23 protein-coding genes and 4 tRNA genes are annotated in these 25,515 nt (G+C 41.7%); 3 read left to right on the top strand and 24 right to left on the bottom strand.

From position 1 onward, the window contains the following. The 13 genes from rplD to ACJV45_RS01505 form a co-directional block, all read right to left on the bottom strand. Positions 1-666 (bottom strand): 50S ribosomal protein L4, encoded by a 666-nt coding sequence (gene rplD / locus ACJV45_RS01565; protein WP_004114353.1) that lies wholly within the window; start codon positions 664-666, stop codon positions 1-3. A gap of 5 nt (positions 667-671) precedes the next feature. Then, positions 672-1,322, bottom strand: coding sequence for a 50S ribosomal protein L3 (rplC, locus tag ACJV45_RS01560; protein WP_004116043.1), 651 nt, complete (start codon positions 1,320-1,322; stop codon positions 672-674). A 15-nt stretch (positions 1,323-1,337) separates the two neighbouring features. Beyond that, a complete protein-coding gene (gene rpsJ / locus ACJV45_RS01555) occupies positions 1,338-1,646 on the bottom strand; it encodes a 30S ribosomal protein S10 (RefSeq protein WP_003808013.1) in 309 nt (102 codons plus the stop codon). Positions 1,647-2,011: 365 nt separating this feature from the next. After that, entirely contained in the window at positions 2,012-4,717 is a 2,706-nt protein-coding gene (gene adhE, locus ACJV45_RS01550; protein WP_004122846.1) for a bifunctional acetaldehyde-CoA/alcohol dehydrogenase, read from the bottom strand. 371 nt (positions 4,718-5,088) lie between these two features. After that, a complete protein-coding gene (rpsI, locus tag ACJV45_RS01545) occupies positions 5,089-5,577 on the bottom strand; it encodes a 30S ribosomal protein S9 (protein ID WP_004114350.1) in 489 nt (162 codons plus the stop codon). Positions 5,578-5,597: 20 nt separating this feature from the next. After that, positions 5,598-6,047, bottom strand: a complete 450-nt coding sequence (rplM, locus tag ACJV45_RS01540; RefSeq protein WP_004114349.1) for a 50S ribosomal protein L13 — start codon at positions 6,045-6,047, stop codon at positions 5,598-5,600. A 266-nt stretch (positions 6,048-6,313) separates the two neighbouring features. Continuing rightward, positions 6,314-8,482 carry a 4-alpha-glucanotransferase gene (gene malQ, locus ACJV45_RS01535; protein ID WP_419397499.1) on the bottom strand — a complete coding sequence of 723 codons (2,169 nt, stop codon included), beginning with the start codon at positions 8,480-8,482 and terminating at the stop codon, positions 6,314-6,316. Positions 8,483-8,591: 109 nt separating this feature from the next. After that, on the bottom strand, positions 8,592-9,260 hold the full coding sequence (locus ACJV45_RS01530) for an AbrB family transcriptional regulator (protein ID WP_415684407.1): 669 nt from the start codon (positions 9,258-9,260) through the stop codon (positions 8,592-8,594). A 94-nt stretch (positions 9,261-9,354) separates the two neighbouring features. Beyond that, positions 9,355-9,996, bottom strand: a complete 642-nt coding sequence (locus ACJV45_RS01525; RefSeq protein WP_419397498.1) for an IMPACT family protein — start codon at positions 9,994-9,996, stop codon at positions 9,355-9,357. Between the two features lie 79 nt (positions 9,997-10,075). After that, a complete protein-coding gene (locus tag ACJV45_RS01520; protein WP_004114342.1) occupies positions 10,076-10,369 on the bottom strand; it encodes a metal-sensitive transcriptional regulator in 294 nt (97 codons plus the stop codon). Positions 10,370-10,534: 165 nt separating this feature from the next. Then, complete coding sequence (locus tag ACJV45_RS01515; RefSeq protein ID WP_419397497.1) at positions 10,535-14,038, bottom strand: hypothetical protein; 3,504 nt, start codon at positions 14,036-14,038, stop codon at positions 10,535-10,537. Between the two features lie 321 nt (positions 14,039-14,359). Then, positions 14,360-14,446, bottom strand: a tRNA-Ser gene (locus ACJV45_RS01510). A 119-nt stretch (positions 14,447-14,565) separates the two neighbouring features. Then, positions 14,566-15,504, bottom strand: coding sequence for an EamA family transporter (locus tag ACJV45_RS01505; RefSeq protein WP_415705014.1), 939 nt, complete (start codon positions 15,502-15,504; stop codon positions 14,566-14,568). 112 nt (positions 15,505-15,616) lie between these two features. Here ACJV45_RS01505 and dinB point away from each other — a divergent pair, with 112 nt between their 5' ends. Continuing rightward, positions 15,617-16,951 carry a DNA polymerase IV gene (dinB, locus tag ACJV45_RS01500; RefSeq protein WP_004122837.1) on the top strand — a complete coding sequence of 445 codons (1,335 nt, stop codon included), beginning with the start codon at positions 15,617-15,619 and terminating at the stop codon, positions 16,949-16,951. Here dinB and fdxA read toward each other — a convergent pair. The 10 genes from fdxA to ACJV45_RS01450 form a co-directional block, all read right to left on the bottom strand. Further along, positions 16,948-17,268 (bottom strand): ferredoxin, encoded by a 321-nt coding sequence (gene fdxA, locus ACJV45_RS01495; protein WP_004114327.1) that lies wholly within the window; start codon positions 17,266-17,268, stop codon positions 16,948-16,950. The two genes, dinB and fdxA, sit on opposite strands and share 4 nt — an antisense overlap. Positions 17,269-17,448: 180 nt before the next feature. Further along, positions 17,449-19,059, bottom strand: a complete 1,611-nt coding sequence (locus ACJV45_RS01490) for an APC family permease (RefSeq protein WP_353582914.1) — start codon at positions 19,057-19,059, stop codon at positions 17,449-17,451. Between the two features lie 213 nt (positions 19,060-19,272). Beyond that, positions 19,273-20,556, bottom strand: coding sequence for an FAD-binding protein (locus ACJV45_RS01485; RefSeq protein WP_419397496.1), 1,284 nt, complete (start codon positions 20,554-20,556; stop codon positions 19,273-19,275). Positions 20,557-20,643: 87 nt separating this feature from the next. Next, positions 20,644-20,814, bottom strand: a complete 171-nt coding sequence (rpmG, locus tag ACJV45_RS01480) for a 50S ribosomal protein L33 (protein WP_004114322.1) — start codon at positions 20,812-20,814, stop codon at positions 20,644-20,646. A gap of 50 nt (positions 20,815-20,864) precedes the next feature. After that, positions 20,865-20,938: transfer RNA gene (locus tag ACJV45_RS01475), tRNA-Met, on the bottom strand. A gap of 4 nt (positions 20,939-20,942) precedes the next feature. Next, a tRNA-Thr gene (locus ACJV45_RS01470) sits at positions 20,943-21,014 on the bottom strand. A 1-nt stretch (position 21,015) separates the two neighbouring features. Further along, a tRNA-Tyr gene (locus ACJV45_RS01465) sits at positions 21,016-21,097 on the bottom strand. Between the two features lie 128 nt (positions 21,098-21,225). Further along, a complete protein-coding gene (gene hisC, locus ACJV45_RS01460; RefSeq protein WP_419397495.1) occupies positions 21,226-22,320 on the bottom strand; it encodes a histidinol-phosphate transaminase in 1,095 nt (364 codons plus the stop codon). Positions 22,321-22,505: 185 nt separating this feature from the next. Beyond that, entirely contained in the window at positions 22,506-22,799 is a 294-nt protein-coding gene (groES, locus tag ACJV45_RS01455; protein WP_004114319.1) for a co-chaperone GroES, read from the bottom strand. Between the two features lie 192 nt (positions 22,800-22,991). Continuing rightward, the gene (locus ACJV45_RS01450; RefSeq protein ID WP_019261911.1) at positions 22,992-24,026 is read right to left on the bottom strand and encodes a hypothetical protein; all 1,035 of its coding nucleotides are present in this window, start codon (positions 24,024-24,026) and stop codon (positions 22,992-22,994) included. A gap of 240 nt (positions 24,027-24,266) precedes the next feature. On the opposite strand from ACJV45_RS01450, the gene ACJV45_RS01445 reads away from it, so the two are divergent. Together ACJV45_RS01445 and ACJV45_RS01440 are read left to right on the top strand one after the other, a co-directional pair. Further along, positions 24,267-24,443, top strand: a complete 177-nt coding sequence (locus tag ACJV45_RS01445) for an FmdB family zinc ribbon protein (RefSeq protein ID WP_004114314.1) — start codon at positions 24,267-24,269, stop codon at positions 24,441-24,443. A 171-nt stretch (positions 24,444-24,614) separates the two neighbouring features. Beyond that, positions 24,615-25,286: a CpaB family protein gene (locus ACJV45_RS01440; RefSeq protein WP_419397494.1), complete on the top strand. Its 672-nt coding sequence runs from the start codon at positions 24,615-24,617 to the stop codon at positions 25,284-25,286. Between the two features lie 7 nt (positions 25,287-25,293). On the opposite strand, the gene ACJV45_RS01435 is transcribed toward ACJV45_RS01440, so the two are convergent. Then, complete coding sequence (locus tag ACJV45_RS01435; RefSeq protein WP_004114310.1) at positions 25,294-25,497, bottom strand: hypothetical protein; 204 nt, start codon at positions 25,495-25,497, stop codon at positions 25,294-25,296. Between the last annotated feature and the right edge of the window lie 18 nt (positions 25,498-25,515).

Here is a 25,515-nt window from a genome sequence, read left to right as displayed (position 1 = left end):
TCAGGCCTCCTTAACTTCAGGCTCGGTCTTAGCTGCAACGAAGGCTTCGAAACCTTCCTTGGAGAAGACTACGTACTGAGCGGTGATGACATCGTAGGTGTTGAGCTGATCAGCGAAGATCACATGCACCGTTGGAATGTTACGAACAGACATCCACTCATTGATGTTTTCACGAGAGAGAACAACAGTGGTGAACTGATCCTTAGTTACTGGTGTAAGTGCTGCAACTGCTGCTTTGGTGGATGGAACATCCTTAATACCAAAGTCCACAACTGCAATGCGACCAGCATTTGCACGATCCGAAAGAGCATAACGAAGAGCAGCTGCCTTCATCTTCTTTGGAGTACGCTGATCGTACTTGCGAGGAACTGGACCATGTACAACGCCACCATGTACCCACTGTGGAGCACGAATGGAGCCTTGACGAGCACGACCAGTGCCCTTCTGCTTCCATGGCTTCTTACCGCCGCCAGATACATTAGCGCGATTCTTAACCGCGTGAGTACCCTGTCGAGCAGCAGCAAGCTGAGCAATAACGACCTGATGAACCAATGGACCGTGAGCCAAAACGTCTTCGTTGGAGATGCCGAAAATCTCAGCAGGAGCTTCAACAGTTCCGTTTGCATTGCCCTTGGTGTCAGTTACGTTCAGAGTTACGTTTGCCATTTAAATCAGGCTCCCTTCACTGCCGAACGGACGAGAACGATAGCACCTTTAGGTCCTGGAATAGCACCCTTAATAGCTAAAATACCGTTCTCAACATCCGAAGAAACGATTGTGAGGTTGAGCGCAGTAGAAGTCACATGACCCATGCGACCAGCCATACGCTTGCCCTTCAAAATGCGGCTTGGAGTTGCACATGCGCCCACAGAACCTGGACGACGTTCATTCTTGTGCGAGCCGTGAGTACGACGGTAAGACTTGAAGCCCCAACGCTTGATTGTGCCAGCAAAGCCTTTACCCTTTGTAGTACCCGTTACGTCGACTTCGGCACCTTCAGCAAATACTTCAGCGGTCAATTCCTGACCTGGCTTGTAATCTGCTGCATTTTCAGTGCGCACCTCAGCGAGGTGACGACGAGGAGTCACGCCAGCCTTTGCAAAGTGACCAGCCAATGGCTTGGTAACCTTGGTAGGATCAATCTGGCCATAACCGAGCTGTACGGCGCAATAACCGTCAGTTTCTTCGGTCTTAACAGCGGTAACTACGTTAGTAGCAACCTCAACCAGAGTTACGGGGACAAAAAGGCCGTTCTCATCCCAAACCTGGCTCATGCCCAGCTTACGGCCGAGCAAAGCAGTGCGATTCTTATTTTGCGACATTATTTACCCCCCTTCCTACAGCTTAATCTCGATATTTACATCCGCAGGCAGGTCAATGTGCATCAAAGAATCCACAGCCTTTGGCGTTGGATCAACGATGTCAATGAGGCGCTTATGAGTGCGCATCTCGAAATGCTCGCGAGAATCCTTATATTTGTGAGGAGAACGGATAACAACAAACACGTTCTTCTCGGTCGGCAGAGGAACCGGACCCACTACTGTGGCGCCCGCGTTCGTCACCGTCTCGACGATTTTCTTCGCCGATTGGTCGATGACCTCATGGTCATAGGACTTAAGCCTGATGCGGATTTTCTGTCCCGCCATTGCCGTCCGCCCTTTCTAGCGATTCGTTTACTGTTTACCAACCTGTATCAAAGGGCACCGGGAGAATAGACACTAAAGGTCATTCCACATCAGTGCGCAGCCTACAAAAATCAACAAAAATTGCGATTTCTGTTTCTGCGCTCGCTTTTTTGAATTACAATATGCGAGCCTTAAAAACAGGCAACTAAGTAATTAAACCATCAACCTTGGATTAACAAAAATCGGGCGTGTCGGCTATTTTCCAACGAAAAATGGCAGAAACTACAGCTAGTGCAGCCTCTGCCATTTGCAACTAAATATACAATAAATCACTCAATTATCATCTAAATAATCATTCGAGAATCACTTAGATAATCATTCAATAATTACTTAGATTCGCGCTCTAAACGCATACGATGTCCTTCTTCTTGGGAAACACCATAATACGCTGCAATCGCAATATCCTTCATATCTTCGATTTGAGGAATACGCGGATTTGCAGGAGCGCACTGATCTTCGTAAGCACGCATACCAATCTGATCCAACAAAGACCAATAGTATTCTTCATCCACGCCGCACGCCTTAAACGAAGCATCCATACTAAGAAGATTATCTCGATAATTTTCAACAGCGCGCGCCAAATTCTCAACGCCCTCTTGAGGAGTTTTACCAGGATCTACGCCAAGATTCTTTGCAATCTGCTGGTAGCGCTCTGGAGCGATGTAGCGATTGTACTTTGGCCAGCTTGTAGGCTCTTGTGGAATTTGACCATTGTAGCGAATCACGTATGGAAGCAAAATTGCATTTGTGTGGCCGTGTGCAACATGGCACAAAGCGCCGATTGTATGCGCCATTGCGTGGCACATTCCAAGGAACGCCGAACCAAACGCCATTCCAGCCATAGTAGCAGCGTTATGCATCTTTTCTTGGGCTTGAATCTTGCGCTCGGAATCATTTGAATTCACAGAATCGCTAAGATTATCCCAAATCAACTTTGCTGCATGCAATGCCATTGCGTCCGTAAAGTCGTTAGCATAAACAGAAGCAAAAGCTTCCATAGAGTGCGTCAAAGCGTCAAAACCAGAATCGCAAGCCAAACGACGAGGCTGTGTGCGCGCCAAAACTGGATCCACGATTGCAACCGAAGGCGTAATCGCATAGTCCGTAATCGGGTACTTGTAGCCAGTCTTATGGTCTGTAATAACTGCAAACGGAGTAACTTCCGATCCAGTTCCAGAAGACGTTGGCACACAAATCAAGCAAGCCTTTTCACCAAGAGGCGGAATCTTAAACGCGCGCTTACGAATATCGAAGAACTTTTCTCGCAAATCTGCGAAGGAAATTTCTGGATGCTCGTAAAGGAGCCACATAATCTTTGCAGCATCCATAGGAGATCCACCGCCAACAGCAATAATCGTGTCTGGCTGGAACTCTTCGCGCATCATTTCCGCGCCGCGCTCAACAGTTTCAACGCTTGGCTCTGGCTCAACGTAGTCAATAATTCTAAACGTTACGCGGTTATCTCTAGCGCGAAGCTGATCAATCACCTTGTCTATAATTCCAAGCTGTTCCATCACTTTATCGCACACAATAACTGCGCGCTCAATGCCATACATATCTCGCAAATAGCGAACAGCATTCGGCTCAAAATACGTTTTGGCCGGAATCTTGAACCATTGCATATTGTTATTCCTTCGCGCTATGCGCTTTATATTAATAAGATTTACTGCTTGAACGTTTCCAGAAACAGAGTTTCCACCATAAGAACCACAGCCCAAAGTGAGAGAAGGCGCGATTGCATTGTAGATATCGCCAACACCACCCAAGGATCCTGGAGAGTTCCAAATGATTCGGCAAGCATGCATACGGCTACCATATTCGCGAGCAAGCTGCTGATTGTTGGTATGAATCACAGCAGTGTGACCAGCTCCGTGCACAAGCATTTTCTCGCACATTTCAAAGCCTTGTTCCTTATTTTCAGCGCGAAGCAAAGCGTGAACAGGAGCCAACTTCTCCATTGTTAGAGGCTCCATTTCGCCAACTTCCTTGCACTCTGCAATCAAAATCACAGCATCCTCAGGAACCTCAAACCCAGCTTCATGAGCAATATATTGAGGAGATTTTCCTGGAACAACTGAATTAAGCTTAGGAGTTTGACCTGAATACGAAGTGCAACCAAACATATATTGTTCGAGTTTCGCTTTTTCATCAGCGTTAACGAAATATGCTTTTCTGCGCTTCAATTCCTTTAACAATGGCTCATACACGTCTTTATGCGCAATAATCGCCTGCTCAGTTGCGCAAATCATACCGTAATCGAAATGCTTTGAAAGCACTAAATCGTTTGCAGCACGCACAACATCTACATCCGCATCAACATATGCTGGAGCGTTTCCTGCACCCACACCTAATGCTGGCTTTCCCGAAGAATAAGCAGCCTTAACCATTCCAGGACCGCCTGTTGCAAGAATTGTTGCAACATCTGGATGCTTCATTAAAGCTCCAGTTGCTTCGATTGATGGATGTTCAATCCACTGAATGCAATTTTCTGGTGCTCCTGCTTCTATCGCTGCATCGCGCACAATTCTTGCAGCTTCTGCGGAGCATTTTTGAGCGAATGGATGGAAACCAAAAATAATTGGGCAACGAGTTTTAAGAGCGATTAGCGATTTAAAAATGGCTGTAGATGTTGGGTTTGTAACTGGAGTCACGCCTGCTACTATGCCTACTGGCTCAGCGATTTCATCGATTCCAAGAACGTCATCTTCTCGAATAATTCCTACTGTGCGCTGACCTGCAAGATAATGAGTAATATGTTCGCATGCAAAAATGTTTTTTGTGGCTTTATCTTCAACTAATCCACGACCTGTTTCTTCAACAGCCATTTTTGCTAAGACTAAATGCTTGTTTAACGCTGCAATAGACGCTTTGGCTACGATTCTGTCTACTTGCTCCTGATTTAATTTTTCAAACTCTTCTAAAGCAACCTTTGCTTTTTTAGCTAATTCATCTACTTCTCGTTTGGCTGCTAATGCTGCTTGCTCTTTTTCATCAAGCACTGTTTCTTGCGCCTTTTCTTGCGCCTGCGCCATTTGGTCCTCCTCGATCATTCATATATTTTATATTTACATTTCATATGCAGACATTTACATGAAGAATCTTCTTTATAAACACATCTTAAATGTCTAACAATGTGATACAGTTCACAATCTACTTGATTTACTGTACTATTTTGGATTTGCAGCGAGTTGCGCTATTTATGAGCGAGGTTTATCCTCTAATGTTCATTATTTGTTATTATTTGTGACTATTTATGTGCGATTATCCTCTAAATTTTCTAGAATGTTAGATTTAATGATTACTTATAAACGATTAATAACATTTAGAACATTCAACCGCATTAGATACAAAAATGGCTTCCAGCAAAAGCCAGAAGCCATTGAAAATATAAATTCTTCGCAGCTTAACGCTTTGAGAACTGAGGTGCACGACGTGCCTTGTGCAAACCAGCCTTCTTGCGCTCCACAACGCGAGCGTCGCGAGTCAAGAAGCCAGCCTTCTTCAAGGAAGCACGGTTTGCATCACGGTCAATAGCGTTCAAAGCACGAGCAACACCCAAACGGATTGCACCTGCCTGACCAGTGGTGCCGCCACCGTCTACCAAGACGACAACGTCGAACTTACCTTCAAGCTTCAAAAGCACAAATGGGGAATTAACTTCACGCTGCAATAAGCGAGATGGGAAGTATTCCTCAAGAGCGCGACCATTAATAGTCCACTTGCCAGTACCTGGAATCAAACGAACGCGAGCAACGGCTTCCTTACGACGACCAGTGCCATAGCCTGGAGCAACGGCAGAAGTACCAGTGCCTGCGCCAGCGTTTGTCTCAGTTGTATAGCTAGTCAGTTCTTCTTCATTCTCAAGAACCGCGGAGTTGTTGTTATCTACCATAATCATATTCTCCTTACGATTCACTTAGCCTGCTGAGAGACCTGAGAGATCTCGAAGACCTGTGGTTTTTGCGAAATATGAGGATGCTCAGCACCAGTGAACACACGAAGGCGATCAAGCTGAACCTTAGCAAGACGATTCTTTGGAAGCATTCCCCTCACAGCGGAAACGATGATGCGCTTTGGATTCTTCTCCAAAAGCTCAGCATAGCTGTCGCGACGAAGTCCACCTGGACGACCAGAGTGAGAATACAATTCCTTGCTCAACTTATTGCCAGTTAAAGCAATCTTATCTGCGTTAATGATAATGACGTGATTGCCAGAATCAGCATGAGGAGCAAATGTTGGCTTATTCTTACCACGCAGCAAAATGGCTACCTGGGAAGCCAAACGACCAAGCACCACATCAGTGGCGTCGATAATATACCAGTCATGAGTTAAATCTGCTGGTTTCGGTGTGAAAGTCTTCACAATCGTACCTTTTCTCTATTGTGTTTCGAGCTTTATATCTTCTTGGTTTATAGGAGATATGCTGCTCATAATCCGTGGGCTCCCTGAAAGTCCTCGATGGCGAGTGGGAAAAGCGCTTTGAAGGACCCCTTAGGGAAACACAACAATCTGCAAGTATATCGCTATATGACGACTATTTGCAAGTTTCTATTTTACATACAATGCGGACTGCAACGCTCGCGAATATCGGCAAACGCTGCAGCCCGCAATTAATCACACATCTAGAACTACTTATTCATGATTTGCGCTAAAGACTTAACTCTAGGCAAGTCAAATAAGTTGTCTAAAAGAACAGGATTACAATTAGCATCAGCCAAAGGAATACGCCAATTTGGATATTCATCATTGGTGCCAGGCTGATTCTGAGCACGATGTTCACCCGTTGCATCAACAATGGATGCAGCAAGCAGCTTGGAAGGAGCAGCTTTAAGCGCTCGATATAACGCTTCCACAATCTCTTGCTCATTCTCAGATTCATTTTCTAGAGCCTTCTTGTCTAAGAAACCTCCAGAAACAAGCATTTTCAACATTGCATTATGCTCTTTAACAGCCCCAGCGCGGAATTCTTCTACGGATCCCGAAAGAAGATTCAAACGCTCACGAATATTAACGTGCTCGTAGTTTAAGTATCCTGCAGCAGGCGGCAAATCGTGAGTGTTTACAGAAGCAAGTGTCATTTCACGCCACTTCTTAGGCTCGCGGAATTCGCCATCCCTTTGTTCAAACCACTCAACTGTGCATCCAAGAACCTTATTCTTAGCCAAAACTTCCAAAGTTTCAGCTGGCACAACGCCAAGGTCTTCTCCAACTACAACACCATTTGCGCGCGTGGCTTCAATCGCAAGAATGCCAAGCATAACATCTGCATCGTAGTAAACGTAAGCTCCGTCACCTGGAGTAGATCCTTCTGGAATCCACCACAAGCGGAAAAGCCCAAGAATATGGTCAATTCGCACAGCGCCAGCAGACGCAAACATTCCGTGAACCATATCTTTGTACACTTTAAATCCAGTGCGCTCAAGCTCGAATGGATTAAGCGGAGGCTGAGACCAGTTTTGACCCTGCTGATTGAAGTAATCAGGAGGCGCACCTACGCAAGCACCATTGGCAAATCGCTCTGGATTCCACCAAACCTCGGAGCCTGCAGGATGCACACCAACAGCCATATCCGACATAATGCCAATGCGCATACCCGCATTTTTAGCTGCAACTTGAGCATCATGCAATTGCGTAAACGCAATCCACTCAAGCCAACGATAAAACTCTAGAGTATCTGGGAATTGTTTACATAAAGCGCTAATTTCATCGGAATCTTTAGTAAGATGCTTCTCCCAGCAGTCTTCTCCCTTAGGAGCACCCCACTTATCGTAGCAAAGGCACCAGGTTGCATAAGATTCAAGACGCTCACCCATGTCCTGCTTAAATGCTTCAAATTCTTCGGAGCGTTCAGCAGAAAGCCCAGACTTAAAAATAATCCACAAAGCATGCATTTTTACTCGCCACATGGAGTCACGATCAACAATTTGAGCATCATTATTAAGAGGCTCTACTTCATTATGAAGATCGTCAACAGTCTTACGATCCTTATCATTAAGCGAATCGTATTCTGGAATGATTTCTGGGCGAATATAAGTTACATTAACCATTCCTCTTGCAACTGGCAAATAAGGAGATGGTGTTAACGGCGCAACTGGTTCACCTGCATGCAATGGGTTTACAAGCACAAAATCTGCGCCTGTTTTTTTCTTTGATTGCACAAGAAGATCAGCCAAATCTGCGTAATCGCCAACACCCCAAGACTTAGAAGAACGAATGGAATAAAGCTGAGCCATCCATCCCCAGATCTGCTTTCCATCTTTTTCAAGTTTTTCTAGAGTATCGATGCTTTCTGGAGCACTAATAAGTGACGCCTCTTCTACTCGATCCGCGACGCTTATTCGTAAAGTGTGATACCCCATAGGCACGTCTGCTGGAATTGTCAACAAAGAGCTTGCCACAAAAGTACCATTAACAGGGAACGCAACATCATCTTTGCATGGAGAAATCTGCAAGTCACCTTTGTACTGTTCTCCATCTTCCAATATCAAAGTCGCTGTAGGATACTCCAAAATACCCGTGTTGATTATAACAGTGTCTTCTTTACCAACTGTATGCAACACCGTCGGAGCAACTAAACGTGTATGACGTTCCAAAAGAATCTTCTGCATTGATTCTTCAATCGCTTTATCGGTGCTTGCATCTACGCACAGCGAGCGCAATACTTTTACAAGCACGTCATCAGCAATCTGATGTTCTACTCCATCCGATCCAACGAATTTGGAACGTACTCCCATTAACTCAGCCAAACGCCTTAATGGGCTTGTCTGCTGAGTACTTTCTTCATTTTTATTGTTCATAGTTTCCATCGTAGTATATATGTGAGTTTTTTATGCAAACGTATGCAATTATTGTTTAATTTAATTTTACACTCAAGACTTATCTAAATTTTTTTATTTATTTAAAACTTTATTTATTTAAAACTTCTAATGCTGCAGAGGAAACATCTGGGTCTTTGTCTTTTGACAAAGCCATCAATGTTGGCTGCGACACACCAGGATTAAGCGCCACTGCTCTTCTTACCATTGCGGAAAGTACTGGCGAATCCTTACTTTCTTCACCTACACCAAGTGAGGCTAAGTAATCTAATGTTTTTGACCCAACGCCTTCGGTTTGAGCACCCTCGAGACGCATTTTCCATGATGTCTGCGGATTGCACAACGCAGCATCTCTAACTTCTCCGCAAGAATCTTTAGTAAGTCTTCCTACTAGCCAATTTTTAGCATTACGATTTTTAGCAACAGCTAAACGAACATTATCAGATTTATCTTGTGAAAGTTTAACCAAAATATTAGGGAATGGCATCACTGTTGCGAGATGAATACGATCTTCTTCTGGAGTATTTATGTTCCCTGCTACAGCTTCTAGTAATGCCGTAGCCCTAGAAAATTCTGCTTGATCCGCTCTATCTGGGAGTTCTTTTACAGCAAATTCGTGAAGCTCTTTAGAGTTACTGGAGTGGCGTAAACGCTCATAAATAGATGTCAAAGGCTCATAAATTTCATTAGAATCATCATGAGAATTACTACGCGAATCATCATTGTGTTCAAGATTATTTTGATCTTGTATATCACTCATAATCTACTCACCAACCTTTTAGCTACCAATGTCCAATATAATGTATCAGTTTTACGACACAAATTCTAAAACAGACAAGGTGAGAAAAACTTTATCAGGAAATCCTACTGTAAACACCACATGATTTAGGAATTACTATAGCTGAAAATGTATTTTTTACTGATTCTAAAAATCTGTCTGACTCTTCAAAAGGAACACAAACCTTTAAATCTACAGAAATTCCGTATTCTTCATCCATAATTTCTGCGTTATGTTTTAACAATAAGTTTTTAAACATTCTTAGCTGAGTATATTCGACTTTGCAAGAAAAACAATTACATTCTATGATATCTGCCATTTTGCTCGATTGTATAGCGCCAGCTGCTGCACGTGAATAAGCTCGCATCAATCCACCAGAGCCAAGCAAAATACCACCAAAATAGCGCGTAACTGTTACAACTGTATCTGTAAGATTGGAAGCTCTTACAACATCTAGAATAGGTTTCCCAGCAGTACCTGAAGGCTCTCCGTCGTCACTCATGCGCTCGCACAGTCTGCCATTATTGTCTCCGCACACAGCAGCATAAGCCACGTGCCTCGCCTTAGGATGTTTTAGCCTAATAGACTCTACAAAATCTATTGCTTCTTCAAGAGTTGTTATATGGCAAGCATCTGAAATAAATTCAGACTTCTTTTCCACGAAAGCAAAGTGCGCAGACTCTTCAGATAAATCAGTTACGGTTCGCATACTCTTCATACTTAATATTCAAGTCGTTTTCAATTCAAACAGTTTTAAACGCTACAAATAAATCATACGAAACCGTTAGAATCACAAATCACGATTTATCGTATCTCATTAAATGATCTACGACATCAACAAGTTCAGCAACTTTCTTGTCGGTAACTTTTTGATCTGAAGCATTTTGAGCAGCCTCTAAAGCTTTTGAGATTTCCTGATGAGCAACTATAAGAGCAACAGCTCTAAGAGCCGCCGTAGAAGCAGAAAGCTGCATAAGAATATTTGTGTAATCTTCTCCCTTTTCGATCATATTCTCAACAGCATGAACCTGTCCACATACCCTATGCAGACGAACCAACATTTTTTCTTTATCTATGTTGTAGTCGCTCATATAAAACCTCGTAATATAAACAGCACTTCTTACATATTGTCTATATCAAAATTGTGCGTTGTATAGTATGCATGCATAAACTACACCACGTCAATAAACCATATCTATAGAATAAATTATGCATATTATACAACGCAACAATTTTTATTTGTATTTAATATTTTGTTAATATACAACGCGATATATATTTTTGCCCAAAACTATAGCACCAGCAATAAGTAATACTGCCATAGAAAGCATCAAAACACTCTCAATTTTTATACCAGCATTAAATAAAGATGTGGCACTTACAGCACCTGCACGGGCATGTCTGTGCTTATTCCTTTTTGTATTTGTAGACCCTGATTGGCTTTCTGCAAACGACTCAGATCCTAAACCAGATGCTCCTTCTTCATATTTATTATCATTCTGTTCATCAGTATTTAAGCTAGAAACTGCTGCAGAAGCTGCTTTCTTTGTTGTGCGAGCATCTTTTTTATCATTATTCGTATTGACTTTATGCCCAGTTACGCTACTACCAGAATCTTTCTTAGATGACTTATCTGCTTTATCACTGTGAACATTTTTGCTACTCAAATTCTCATTACCTGTGTTTTCTGTGTTATCAGCATTCGCATCTGATTTACCAGCGTTTCTTGCTTTATCTTCTTTATCTGCTTTACCAGAATTCTCTGCTTTACCAGCATTATCTGCTTTACCAGCGTTTGTTTTATCTACTACGCCAGCATTATTTTCTTTATTACTTTTATCTACTTTATTACTTTCATTATTCTTTTGCGAAGAACCGTTTACATTTGTATTATCACCGTTAACAGCAGAATGAGAATCAGAACCACTCTGAGAATTATCTACATTAATATTGTTATCTTGTTTACCTTCAGTATCACCAGTTTGCTGATGTTGTTTTTGCGAACCAGAGTTTTTGTCACCTTGATTCTGCGCAGTCTGGGTACTATTGCCTTGACTTTGTGTATTTTGATTAGTATTTGACTGCGTATTTTGTTTATTATTTTGTTGATCACCTTGATCATGAGAGTCTTGCTTGTTAACGATATTGTCTACAACAGCGCCTCCAGCAGACGTTTTTGGATCTATCTCATTCTTAGTGACTTCACCAGATTCTTCCCCACTATTATCATTGTTGTCTACTTTATTATCATTTTTATTATCATTGTTATTCGTAGATACGTTATCACCTTTATTAACACCATTCTGAGTATTCTGACCAGAGTTGCCACCCTGCGAATCCACACTAGGCTTAGACCCACCATCTGGCTTATTACCATCTGGCTTAACGTCACCATTTGGTTTCACATCACCACTCGGCTTTACGTCACCATTTGGTTTTACATCACCATTTGGTTTTACATCACCATTTGGTTTTACATCACCATTTGGTTTCACATCACCGCTCGGCTTATCACCATTCGGCTTATCACCACCATTTGGCTTTACATCTCCGCTTGGCTTATTCCCACCACTCGGCTTATCACCATTTGGCTTATCACCATTCGGCTCATTTCCACCATCTGGCTTATTACCATCTGGCTTAACGTCACCATTTGGTTTCACATCACCACTCGGCTTATTCCCACCGCTCGGCTTGTCACCACCATTCGGCTTGTCACCATTTGGTTTCACATCACCACTCGGCTTATCACCACTCGGCTTATCACCACTCGGCTTTGCGTCACTCGGCTTTGCGTCACTCGGCTTTGCGTCACCAGTATTACCTGCAGAATTATTATTTACTGTTTTATGCTCTTCTTTTTCTTGAGTAAATCTGCTTCTACTGTCTTCATCGTTATATGCCGTTTTAAACGCTTCTGCTCTAGAAGATCCAGGGAAATCATATACAAATACATACAATCCAGATTTTCCAGTATTACCAGCATTTACGTTCACAATGCTGGCTAATTTTTCTACTTTTTCTTCTGCCGAGGAATTTTCTTTGTACTTCAACATAATTTTTCCGTCAGCAAGTGTATATGTACCATTTCGCAATGCAACTTCCCACTCTCCAACCTTACTGTGATTGGAATCTTCATTAGGTTCTGCATCTAATTTTTCATCTAAATTAGCATTCCACCAAAGTCGAACTTTCATCTTTGCATCGCTGCTAAAACCGTAGTCTTTACTGCCATTAAACTTTCCGTAGTCTTTTGGCACACCACTAACAACTATTGTGTCTGATACATTATTTGAATCTTTATTCTTAGTATCTTTTATATGCTTTATGCTTATTTTTGCTTTATGTGCCGATGTAGATTTAGTTTTACCAAATCCTTCGATGAAATCAGTAGCTACAAAACCTTTAACATCATCTTCTTGTTCATCTTTAGAAATAGTCCAAACCCATGTTCCAAATAGTCCAGCGTCCTCATTAGTAACCTTATATTGTGCAGAATTTTTGAGGTTTTCTGGATTCATGTCACCATTTGTTATATGAGCTATTGCTTTAACTTCTTCACCCAATTTGTTAAAGTAAACATCACTTGCAGCTACTTGTCTAATAGTAGAATCGGCGCGCAAATTCTTTATATAATTTGATACATTGTCACCTGCTGCTCGTTCTTTTAGAATGCTGTCATATGAGCCGACAAAGTAATACCCACGTGCGCGAATCTTCTTATTTTCTATCCACGGATTTTTATCTTCATGCTTAACACCGATTTTAACCTTATCTTCAACCGAATCACCTAGTTTTAGCTCATTAATATCTGATTTTGAAGTAACAGTTGGGTAGAATTCTCTATGAACATCAACCGACACTGAACCATCAAAATCATATTTCACAGTGGATTGCGATAATCTAAGCAAATAACAACCATGTTCTGTATTTTGTTTCTCTAAGTTCGGGAGATAATACTCGCCTTTAATATTAACTTTTCCTTCTCCATTTGCAATCCACTTAAAATTATCTGCATAGTCTTCGCTTGTAGATATAACACCATTTCGTTCTTTTGTTTTTTCTTTACTGCCATAATAAGAATTATCTTGGAATACAACATTATTATTAGATGCTGTTATTTTGAATTTAACACCATCTTTTCTGTCATATCTTGTTCTAGTAATACCTTCTGCTTTTACCTTTATTTCACCAACATCACTTCCATACCAACTTTCATCTTTGAATAAAACCTTTGTAGGAATTTTGCCAGCGGCTTCTTCCCAAAGTTCATTAGCTTTAGCAGCTATTTCACTAAAATCATTAGTACTGAACGAACGCCTTTTAGCATCCTCCCATTTAGATTTATCAGAATCAAAATGCTCATGCATAGCATAGGCAATTGCTACTTTATCTCTATACTGGTTTTCACGATTGCTGAGCTTTATCATCATTGCAGCGATCGCAACTTCACGATTATTTATTACAGGATTCCAAGAAGTATCCGCATACAAACTATTCCCAGCATAAGTATCAACGCAATACGTGTCTCTATCGTCTACTGCATATAATCTCTGATAATTACTCACAACTCCACAACCAGTAATTGTGTTTGAATACGTAGGAATCGTATCGAATGCATATGCTCCGCTAATTACACCGTTACCAACCACAATGGAAATTGAAGCAGCTAGTGCTGTAAATAATGAGAAAAGTCTTACGCGCTTACTTCTCATACTTCTCAGTAGGATTGGCGGTTTTTTATCACTATGTTTTCCCATAAAAAACTCCTTAACATTGTTTCAATTAATGTAACCAACATTTTGCTAGTCACGATGAGCTACAAGAACACTCATGGGTCTAACTATGGTTTAAGGAATTTCATATGTAAATAAAAATCTATCAATGTGGTTAAAGCCTATTTTAAAGGCGACTTATCCACAGAGTTATCCACAATTCTTGCGGTTGCTGGCGACTATTCAATGGAAAACAACCTGGGGAATAGCCCAAAATATCTCAAGGAAAAATTGTAATTACGGGAATCTGCATAAACGCAAAAAGCTCTAAATCATTGAAAAATCAACGATTTAGAGCTAAAACCGCGGAGTCAGAGAGATTCGAACTCTCGAGCCGCTTACACGACTAACACCTTAGCAGGGTGCCCCTATCGGCCACTCAGGCATGACTCCACTTTGTAGCTATTCAAGATAGCAACAGATTCAGACTATATCACCTCTTGAGGACGTGCACAATGCTTCAGCGACACACCAAACACACAAAAGTGGATTGAATAGCCAAACAGCAAGATTTATGCAGGATTATGGTCTCCCGAAAATGTAATCGCAACAGCCAACATAACTAGAGCCATTCCACAAACGTCAATCCAAGTTGGCACTTCTCCAAATCCCATTCCAACAACTGCCGCAATAGCAGGATATAAAGCCTGCATAACAGAATATCTTGCCGAAGACACGCGCTTTAAAAGAACTTGATCCAACAGCGTAGGAATAAAAGATGCGCATATCGCAATAACAACCATCAAAGCTAAAAGCTTTATAGAACCGCCAGACTGTGCAGCCCAAGTAGCTCCTGGCTTAGGGTATATAACATGAGAAATAGCAGGAACGGCAAGTACGCTAGACTGCAACAACCATCCAATTAGAACAGCTACACTAACTCTGTCTATGGCATTAGAACCTCTAGCCAACATTCGCCCAGAAACAATATACATTCCCCACATGGATCCGCCAATAAGAATTGCCACTAATCCAACAAGAAAATGCGGGCTTTCGTTAGACCCCATCGACGCGCTTGCAAGAAGCACGATTCCACACGCAGCAATAACTATACCAACGCGCTCACGCCACGTTTTACCTGTTATAACAGCAACCATAAGCGGTCCTACAAACTCGATAGTAACCGCGACCCCCACAGCCATACAGCTAATAGCTAAATAAAACATGGTGTTCATAAGAACTACAGACACGCCTACAGCAACAACAACTAACCATTCTTTTAACGTTTTAGGCAAAGAATTGTGCGCACGTTTTTTGTGCGAAAAAGGTCTTCTCCAAGCAAGCAAAAACAAAGTCATAAATCCAACGCGATACCACACAGAATACAACGGATCGAGCTGGCTAAACGCGACTTTTGCTATTGATGTTGCTAAATAAACCATCGCCGCTTCTGCAACAACAATAAGCAAAACAGGCATGCGATTTAGCGCGTTCACTATGATTTGTTTCATACAGCATACCCTACACGGCAGTAGTTATATTTGCATATTTTGACTATATTTTTCGTAAAATTTATTACGACACACTATAGATAAAATCGAACGTTTGTTCTACTATAAATCCATGAGCACAGCACCGCGAGTTACAGCAGCTAAACGCGACTGGGGGCATGACACGTCTGGCTGCACAATACTTCATATCGATATGGATGCGTTTTACGCGTCACTCGAGGCGGCGCGTAATCCTAGGTTGCTTGGTAAACCTGTGATTATTGGTACAGGCTCGCGCTCCGTAGTTTCGGCAGCCAGCTACGAGGCACGTAAGTATGGCGTCAATTCAGCTATGCCTGCAGCGCGAGCACGAAGCTTGTGCCCTAATGGCATTTTCTTACCGGTAGATATGCCATACTACGTTTCCATTTCATCTAGGATTTTTAAGGAGGTTTTTTCAAAAATCACAGATAGGGTTGAACGAGTCTCTGTAGACGAATGTTATATGGATGTTAACTCCGCACTTTTACGCTGGCATACACCTATTGCTATAGGCGAATGGATACGAAGCGAAGTCGCGCGTAAGTTTCATATCACCTGCTCAGTGGGAATAGCATCCAATAAATTAATAGCAAAAATGGCATCAACAAATGCAAAGCCAAATGGAATGCTGGTTGTCCCCCAGAACCGCAACGCTGACTTTGTGTCAATAATGCCATTACGAGCAATACCAGGAATTGGACCAGCTCTGGCAAAAAAGCTAGCAGCATGGGGAATAAATAGTATAGAAACACTAAGAAATATAGATGAAAAGACTCTGGAACGAATTGCCGGCTCTAAGATTGTTGCACAAATGCTTTATAACACTTCGCGCGGAATCGATAATCGGCAAGTCATGCCCCATGTTCCAGAAAAATCCATTGGTACAGAACAAACTCTCAATTCTGACACCACAGATATTGCAGCAGTGAAAAACCTGATCAGGCACTGCTGCAATGATGTGGCACAAGAACTACGCAAACGCAATATGGCAACCAAAACTGTTACGTTAAAGCTACGATTCAGCGATTTGCACTATGTTACTAGATCTAAAACGTTAAGAAATGCAACAGATTCTTCCCATGAATTATATAAACACGTTGACGCATTGTTAATGGACGCAAACCCTATAATACACAATCATAAATTAGGCGGAAATAATATTTGCTTATTAAGCCCAGTTAGACTGGCAGGAGTAAGCGCTAGCAATCTTGTAAAATGCAGCAAAACGTTCATTCAACCAACCATTAATGACATTCTTGAAGAAAGCAAAAGAGAAACCGCAATAAACAACGATACATACAAAAATTCAACACCAATTAGAGAAAACGCAGTAAAAAATACTTATGCACGAATAAGTCACGCAGAACATGTTTTAGATGCTGTAAGAGAAAAATATGGAAACAATGCGGCGCAACTAGGTATTTAAGCATCTCTTTTAGGAAGAGCAGCTACACGATCTTCATCCCAGCCAGATGGACCAGCTTCTTGCGCTCCGCCTAAATCGCCAAGTTTGTTGAAATACTCTACAGCGGCGTCTTTATACCATTCCCATTCTTCTGGAACATCATCCTCGTAGAAAATGGCTTCTACAGGACAAGCTGGTTCACAAGCACCACAATCAACACATTCATTAGGATTTATATAAAGCGTACGATCGCCTTCATAAATGCAATCAACAGGGCACTCGTCAACACACGCTTTATCTTTAACGTCAACACAAGGTTCTGCAATAACATAAGGCATAACAAACGCCCCCTTTCTGCATTAATTTTGCACTAATGAAACAATTTAACTTTTCTATTATAGTGCAAACACGGCGCGCAAAACTAATTGAGTCGACACGCGTAAAACCGCATGCCGACTCAACATGATTAGAATCAATAAATCTAAAATAAGATAATATCTTAATTCAAGATTTTATAATCAATTATTACCTGTCTCTTGAGCAGCTTCTGCACGAGCCTGATCTTCAGATTCTCCCTGAGCCATCTTTTCAGCTGCAACAGCATCTTGAGCAAACAATGACTCTACAGGAACACCAAGCTTCTTAGCCTTGCGTAACTGCCTTCCAAGCAAAGAATTGCGGTAGGAATAGCCGAAGTACACTGCAAAGCCAATCGCAAGCCAAATCGCAAAACGAATCCATGTAAGCACGGAAAGGTTTAGCATAAGCCAGAACGTAGAAAGCGCAGCAAAAATAGGCAAAACTGGATTCCATGGAACCATAAAGGATCGGTGCAAATCTGGCCTACGCATACGCATAATCGGAACACCTGCAGAAACAAGCAAGAATGCAGAAAGCGTACCGATATTCACCATATCAGAAAGAATTCCAATATCTAATGTAGAAGCGATTATAGCAACTACAACGCCAGAAACAATCTGAATACGTGCAGGAATACCGCGCTTGCTCACCTTAGAGAAGCTACGAGGAAGAAGACCATCGCGGCTTACAGCAAACACGATACGCGTAAGACCAAGAAGAAGAACCATAACAACAGTTGTTAAGCCGATTACAATGCCAAGAGAAATAATCTTTGCTGCCCAAGTTGCGCCTACAAGCTCAAAGCTTGTAGAAAGCGAAGGAGCCTCTTGCTTAGCCAAATCCTTGTATGAAACCATGCCAGTTGTAACAACAGCCACAAGAATGTACAGAACAGTCACAATCAAAAGACCAAGACCAATGCCCCTAGGGATATTCTTGTGTGGATCCTTAGTTTCTTCTGCAGTAGTTGCAACAACATCAAAACCAATAAAAGCAAAGAACACAAGAGCTGCGCCAGAAAGAATACCCGTAACGCCATAAACAGCTGGCTGCATACCAGTAATCCACTGCCAAAGCGGCTGGCTCATGGTGCCAGAAACGTGAATACCCTTAACGCTAGCAACGTCTGTTGCAGGTGGAACGAATGGAGTGAAGTTAGAAGCCTTAATGTAGAAGAATCCAACAACAACAACAAACAAAACAATACCAATCTTAAGAATTGTTAAAGCACCGTCAAAACGAGCAGAAAGTTTTGTTCCAACAACAAGCATAATCGTAAAGAACGCAACAATAACTACTGGAGCAAGATCAAAAGTAAAATTACCAAGCTTTACCGAAGTAGATACGTTAAGACCAAACAAGTGCATTAAATCGTTAAGATAAACGCCCCAATATTTGGCTATAACGGATCCTGCCATAAGCATTTCCAGAATCATATCCCAGCCAATAATCCAAGCAATAAGCTCGCCTACTGTGGTATATGTAAACGTGTATGCAGAACCTGCAACAGGAATCATCGAAGCAAACTCCGCGTAGCACATTGCAGCCGTTCCGCAAACAATACCAGCGATGATAAAGCTAATAATAACTGCAGGACCTGCGTGGAAAGCTGCAGCCTGAGCACCAACGGAGAAGATGCCAGCACCAACTGCCACAGCTACGCCCATAACTGCCAAATCCCATGCATTTAACGTACGCTTAAGATGGCGATCACCATCCATTGTTTCTGCAATAGTCTGTTCAACAGACTTTTTTCTCCATATTTGCATAATCCAACCTTCTCTAAAACTACGTCTAAAACATTCCATATAAGGGTATATATGTTATTAATCGCAAAAAATACAGTTCAACACACATTAAGTGCCATCAAACAATAATTTTTACGATATTAAAAGAGCATAGTACTGTGTTCAGCGGAAAATCACAACACAAATCGCGATTTATTATGTTAAATTATGCTAAATTTGTGTTAACAACTTACATTAACAATCTAAGTTAATGCCGATCAGTACAGGCTCTGGAACAAGTTTTACGCCAAAAGAATCATAAACACCATCTATGATTTTGCGCGCTAAATCAACAATATCTTTGCATTTTGCATTATTACGATTAGTCAATGCCAAAGTGTGCAAAGAAGACAACCCAGCCTCACTTTTTATGCCATCGTTTTGCGTAAGCCTAAATCCTCTATGGAATCCAGAATGATCTATCAGCCATGCTGCAGAAGTTTTAACGCCCTTAGAACCATCTGGCAAAGTGGCATCAAATCGCGGAGCGTCTTCTGGGAGCAACTCTGCCTGAGATTCTGTCAAAATCGGATTCATAAAGAAACTTCCACAACTATGACGATCGGCATACTTAGAATCGCCTTCTAACAAATCTCCACAAACATAGTCTTCATTTTGAAGACTAATCGCAGACTCAACACCGCTTTCATTTTTTGCGTAGCACATCCACTTGTTTGCGTAGCGCATAGCATCTTCAAGCATGCCCTTAGATGCTCTAACACGCAAAACTTCGCGACGAATCTCAGCTGTTTCCATTCGATCCCCAACCTGCACTCCAAGCGCATGAGCAAGCTGCGAATGAGCAACAACACCAGTTTTTGAATGCTTTAAACAAAAAGTAACAGATAAAACAACGTATCTAGGCGTTGGGAAAAAGCAATCAGCAGGAACACCAGGCGCCCTATACATGCTTTGCTTAAGAACAGACGTACGGTAACCAAATTTAAGGTCTTTTAGATTCATATAAAAAGTGGTTTTGTCTTTACGATCCCAAACCTCTACGGATTCAACACTTTTCGCTACTTCTGACCCATATGCGCCAATGTTTTGCACCACAGATGCCCCAACAGTTCCAGGAATACCAGAAAGTGCTTCTACGCCTTCCAATCCAAGCTGAATCGTGTGCGATACAAAATCATCCCAATTGCATCCTGCTTCTGCACTAACGTGAACTAAACAATCTCCACTATCCTTATCAACGCCATCTTCGCTAGGAGCAGCCTCATCTAAAACACAAATTTCACGCCGAGCATCACGAACAACAACTCCGTTAAACAACTCATCACTAACGAGCATGTTAGATCCGCCACCAATAACGCACAATGGCAATCCCGCACAATCGGCATCTTCTACAGCTTCAATAACAGCCACCCTGCTATTAGGTTCTACAAAACGAGCAATAGTACCCCCAACTCCGATTGTTGTAAGGTCTGCGAAAGTTGGATTATCAGATCCAGATAAGGATGATTGCATACTCATATGCCTAATCCTAACAGCACTAAATAACAAAAAACCCCGCAAAACGCGGGGTAATAAAGCTACAAAACTTCGCCGAAGCTCACTCGCTTAGCGAGTCTCGCGATGGAGAGTATGCTTGCCGCAACGTGGGCAGAACTTGCTCAACTCGAGACGATCAGGCGTATTACGACGATTCTTCGTCGTGATGTAATTACGCTCCTTGCACTCCGTGCATGCAAGCGTAATGCCTGGACGGATGTCTGCGCTCTTACTTGCCATTTCGTTCACCTCTAGAATATTGTGTGTTGACCAACTCCTGCTGGCCATTGTAGCGAGGAAGAGACTCGAACTCTTGACCTTACGATTATGAGTCGTACGCTCTAGCCAGCTGAGCTACCCCGCCAGAGAGCCTCGAGTGAGAATCGGACTCACGACCTCTTCCTTACCAAGGAAGTGCTCTACCACTGAGCTATCGAGGCGTGGCGGGTAGTGGATTTGAACCACTGAAGCACGAAGCAACTGATTTACAGTCAGTCCCATTTGGCCGCTCTGGTAACCCGCCAATGTTTCCGAGCGGAGAGGAATATCTCCAAACGGCAACTTTGTTATTTTGCCACGAACGCGAGACTAATGCAAGATTAAGACACGCCGAAAGGCAAAAATCACATCTAAATGCGGTCAAAAATATGATTATTTAAGCGAAAAACCATCTTTCTTTAAAGACTCGCATATTTTAAGAACACGGTCATTTGCTTCGGTTTCTGCGATTGTGATGCGAATACCTTCACCAGCAAACGCTCGCACAGAAAGACCTGCCTCAACAAAACGCTGATTAGCTCGCTCTGTGCCTTCACCAAACGGCATCCAGAAGAAGTTTGCATACGGCTCAGCAATATTCCAACCTTGCTCACGCAAGCCGCTTACAACGCGTGCACGCTCCTTAACAAGCGCATCTACGCGATTGCGCATTTCTACAAGCGCTTGAGGTTCCAAAGACGCAAGAGCTGCCACTTGTGCGATTTGGCTTACTCCAAACGGAACAGCCACTTTTCGCATTCCTTCTACAACATCTGCTGCAGCAACAGCATATCCAATACGCAACCCAGCCAATCCGTAGGCTTTAGAGAAAGTTTGAGCAACAACAACATTCGGATATTCACGGTAAAGCTGCATGCCATCCGCCGTACCCTTTGCGTTGTTAAATTGCACATACGCTTCGTCAATAAGCACCAAAACGTCGCTTGGTACAGCATCCAAAACCTTTCTAGCATCCTCATCAGAAAGTTGCGCGGATGTAGGATTGTTTGGATTGTTCAAAATAACAAGACGCGTGTGCTCATTAATTGCATCAATCATTGCGTCCACATCGTGCGATCCATCTGCACGATTAGGAATTTGCACACTTGTAGCACCAGCACCCGTAACAATAATTGGATATGCCTCGAAGCTTCTCCATGGGTATATAACTTCGTCTCCAGGACCTGCAACTAAGTCTACGAGTTGCGTAATAACCTCCGTGGAGCCACAGCCAAGCACAACTTCATCTGGTGTAACGCTAAACTTTTTAGCTAACTCCTCTACGACTTCTGTGCCACGCATATTTGGGTAACGATTAATAACCCCAAGCGCACGGCTAGAAATGGCGTTTTTCACACTTTCTAACGGCTCAAATGGGTTCTCGTTGCTAGAAATCTTATATGCGCGAATACCGTCTAATGCGGGCGCTGGTTTGCCTTGCTTGTAATTTGGCAAAGTATCTAGAATACTGCGATGTTTATAATCCATGATTTTATAATAGTCGTGTCTTAAACAAATTAAGAAAAATTAGGCAAAATAAACAAATTAAACAAATTAAACAAAAAACGCTGAAAACAGCGGCGAACCGTTATTTTCAGCGTTAAATAGATTCAAATATTGTTTGATTAATTACAAATGATTAATAAAGAAATTAACCAAACAATTAATCAAAATCAGCCAAGGATTGCGAGAACGTCACGAGACGAAACAATCAAATAATCTTCGCCTTCGTAGTGAACTTCTGTGCCACCATACTTGGAATATAGAACCTTGTCTCCAACTTTAACGTCCATAGGAATGCGCTCACCCTTGTCGTCGCGACGACCTGGTCCAACAGCCAATACTTCGCCCTGTTGTGGCTTTTCCTTAGCGTTATCTGGAATATACAAGCCAGAAGCAGTTTGAGTTTCTGCCTGAGCTTGCTTAACAATAATCTTATCTTCCAACGGTGTGAGCTTAATCGACACTGTCGCCACCTCTTTCTTAAGAGAAATGTAACTATTCGCACAAATAATATTGACGAGGCTGACGATCACGTCAAAACTATCGCGCACTGTGACTTATAATAGCGCGTTTTTAGCACTCTACCAACTAGAGTGCTAAAATTTTGGAAAATTTTTTAAAAATATGTGTATTTTAATCTGCTTTTAAGCTTATTTTCATGCGGCGCGACGAGCTAAAACATCTCGCAAATCAGCTTTTCCTAATGAATCTTCAGTACTAACTGGTGGCTCCACATTATTATCGGAAGCTTCTTTAGTAGAAAGCGGTTCTTTAGCTGAAATTGCTTTAGCAACCTGCTTAGTGGACTTTATTTCTAAGCTTAACGGACCATTATTCTTGTCATTTGAAGAAGATTCTGTAGAATCAGACCCAAACGAGAAAGATATTAAATCTTGATGAGATTTAGAAGAATCAGACGAATCAGACACATCAGGCAAAGACGATGACTGATTACCAGCAGCAATATAATCATTAGCATTCTGCGAGTTGACGCGTTCTAAAGCCATACTAATTTCACGCTGCTGCATAACAGAAGTTTCTGTATTGTCTTGAGTATTCGACGAATATTGTGTAACAGAGCCTGATGAATAATTTTGATACTCTTCTTCATGAGTTACAACAGAATTGACAATCGCGTCAAAAACTGGTTCCACAATAGATTCACCAGATTCACCATAGCTTTTTTGACCATAATTTTGCGGCACGCCAGCAGATTTGTTATAGGCAGCAACTCGCGCTTCCCAATCTCGCGCATGCTTTGCCGCAATAGAGCCAAAGTAAAGAACTGTTGAAACCAAAGCGAACGGTATAAGAGCGAACCAAGCAGAATATAATCCAGACAAACCAGCTACAAGAACCACAAGTGTCAAGAAAACAAGAGAAAAAACCAAAATACGGCGACGACGAACCGCAGCGCGACGAAGAGCACGAATACGAGACACATGTTGCGGAGTAAAATTATCTCTTAACACCTTTGACTTATTGCTCTTATTTTTAGTGTTCTTATTTTTATTCGATCGCTTCTCTGACGGTTGCATTCCAACCCCTTTCGCCATCGCACCACTACACTCATGGAACAGCGAAGCACTACGCTCATCCACAATATGCAGCGAAGGTGAATACCTATCTTCGCTGTGTTCCAACATTGACTTCATGCTGTTAACAGTGCGCTTAGGCAACCAACCAAACATTAAGGCTATGATGATGATTAATACAATTAACGCACTCACCGATTCATAACCCATACGTATAAATATAAAGTGCGTTACGGATGTGAAGAGCCAAAATCAATTCGGCGTGTCGCAATTATAGGAATTATTACATTAAATTTTTACAAATTACTGCGTCTTTTTGCGTATATTTTAAGTCATCTTTCATGCGGTGCGGGCATGAGCTAGGATATGTGATGGAAATAAAGATCGGAGGAACCGTTGCCTACTTATCATTACCGTTGCAAGCAATGTGGATATGATTTTTCGGAATATCAATCGTTTGAAGATGACCCAATTACAGTGTGTCCAAAATGCGGAAAACCAGAACTTCGTAAGGTGTTTTCTGCGCCACCAATCAATTTTAAAGGTAGCGGATTTTATCGCACTGATAAATAATTTTTCAAGCAGGAACAAACAATTTGTGGAAATGTGCATAAACAATTTCGCTTATTAGCAAATTTGTGGAAAAGTGCATAAAAATCGTCTGATTTACAATAGAAAATAACCTTTAACCACATTGACAAAAATATCTTGTAGAAGCATCACCTTTTATTAGATGATGCTTCTATGAGCATGATATCAATATTAAAAAACACATCTAGCACACATGATGCGCACGAAAATCAAGTGCCAGCCATGCTTTTAAAACGCAGGCAGAAAGCACTTTTGTTAAATGCGCTTACCGTATTTTTTATTAGCGTTGCAACACTTATTGCAATAAATATGATTACGAGCTGTCAAGAAACGCAAATCATACCTGTAGCAATTAGAGATATATCTAAAGGCACTCTTATTAAACAAGATGATTTGTCTTATGTTAACGTGCCCAAAAACAGTGTTTTTAATAATGTTATTAACAAAGATTTGATCAAAAATGCTATTATCGCAACCTGCAATATCAAATATGGCATGCCTATTTTTACTAGTCAGATTACACAACAAGCAAAAATTCCACCAGGATTTACAACGATTTCAATAAAACTGGCAAGCAACAACCAAGATTTAAACATTGGCGAAAATATTTCAATAGCATTTAGCAAAGTTTCAAGAGGAGATAATAACGAGAATGACATTATTCAAGAAAACAAAAACATTTCATTTATCCGCGACGTAATAGTAGTCAAAACAGGTAATTCATCTCAAAACGCGTTACTAGCCATGTCTGCAGAGTCTGCGTTACAGATAATAAATACACAATCTATTATTCCAAACCTTGCGGTTATTGCAATACGAGGATAAAACAGCCTTATCTACCACGTTCACTAAAAACTGCCCAATGAGGTGGAAGCTCTCCAAGAATACGATTATCGTCATCTTTAGAGCGCTGGTCTAAAGTCTGAAAATCCGAAGGCTCCAGCTTAACGCCATCAGCATCAAAAAGCTCAGAGCCTTTACGAACTACTCGATTATGCGTTCTAGAACATCTACGATTGGGATTATAGTCACTCACCTATAGTCACCTACCACA

This window comes from Gardnerella lacydonensis, assembly GCF_048545055.1.
Classification (GTDB): domain Bacteria; phylum Actinomycetota; class Actinomycetes; order Actinomycetales; family Bifidobacteriaceae; genus Bifidobacterium; species Bifidobacterium vaginale_C.
Note: the sequence above shows the minus strand (reverse complement) of the source record. Positions and strands in the feature narration are given on the sequence as shown.